Origin of the sequence: Xenorhabdus sp. KK7.4 (genome assembly GCF_963876465.1) — a bacterium.
In the GTDB taxonomy this organism is placed as follows: Bacteria; Pseudomonadota; Gammaproteobacteria; order Enterobacterales; family Enterobacteriaceae; genus Xenorhabdus; species Xenorhabdus stockiae.
On record NZ_CAWNQF010000012.1, the window covers coordinates 1 to 1,037 of the forward strand.

Sequence of the window (1,037 nt, forward strand, 5' to 3'; positions counted from 1 at the left end):
GCCGTGATTTTCCCATAGATCACAATACAGTGAGCTGGTTAACACTTTCAGTCCGTAGGGAGAACGTAGCCAGACGGCCAGCAAGTGCTCACCCAATGTAAACGGGATTTCACTGTTACCTTCGTTACACGCGTCGGGACGGCAAAACCGCATCAGTTGTGGACTGTCTATCATCAGTTCTGTGACAGGCGACAGCATCAGTGACCAGTCGCTGGGCGTAAAGGCAGGCATCAGTGCGCCCAATATCCGCGCATCCATCATGCGGAACAGCACCGGTTCGCCGTTCATCATGACCCATTGCCGCTGCTGCCAGTGGTTAAGCTGTTCCTGCCACGGTGTCTGGCTGCGGTAAGCCCAACCCCAACTGTTGTCACTGAGTTCATGGTTATCCAATGCTGTCCCGATCTGAGTGAGTTGATTAGCCTTCGGTTGCACCAACCACGGACTCTGTTTCAACATATTGCGCATCGGGGTACCGCTATACAGCGGAAATGCCTGCTCAACCCAGTCATGGCGGTAAAATGGCTCTATCGGATTCGGTTTAGCCAGCGAATTGAGAATGAAAAATACAGGCGCTTTATTGGGTTCATTCAACCAGTCTTGCCAGCTTATTGCAGATTCTGTGTTCTCCATGGTGGTAACTCTTTCCATTGTGTTTACTCTTTAACAGGTTTAATGACTAAACTGGCATCCTGTTGCGCCAGTTCTGCACAAGCCGGTTGCACCGGAAATTCAGTGACCGGAAGCGCTTCCGCCATCGGGAGCTGCCCCACTTGTGCCAGTGGTGCCACGCCTTCCGGTAATTGCAGTGACACCCCGCGTCCGCTGCCGCCTGAACCTTGCCCGACATTAATCGGTGAGCAGAGAATGCCGCCCGGTGTAACTTTCAGAAAACTGCCGCCCACTTTCAGGGTGATTTCTGCGGCGGCTTCCAGTACCACTTTGCCGCCACTTTTCAGGTGGATTTCCTGCCCGCTGTCAATCACGGTGGCATCCCCGGTCTGAATATGCTGGCTGCCGGCAATCCGGTGCGACAC

At 53.6% G+C, this 1,037-nt stretch carries 1 protein-coding gene and 1 pseudogene; both read right to left on the reverse strand.

Going from position 1 to position 1,037, the window contains the following annotated elements:
- Positions 1-633, reverse strand: a 633-nt coding sequence (locus AACS90_RS03085) for a DUF4123 domain-containing protein (protein WP_241538347.1), incomplete at its 3' end; no start/stop codon positions are given.
- A 23-nt stretch (positions 634-656) separates the two neighbouring features.
- Positions 657-1,037 (reverse strand): annotated as a pseudogene (locus tag AACS90_RS03090) (DUF2345 domain-containing protein); the annotation flags it as partial.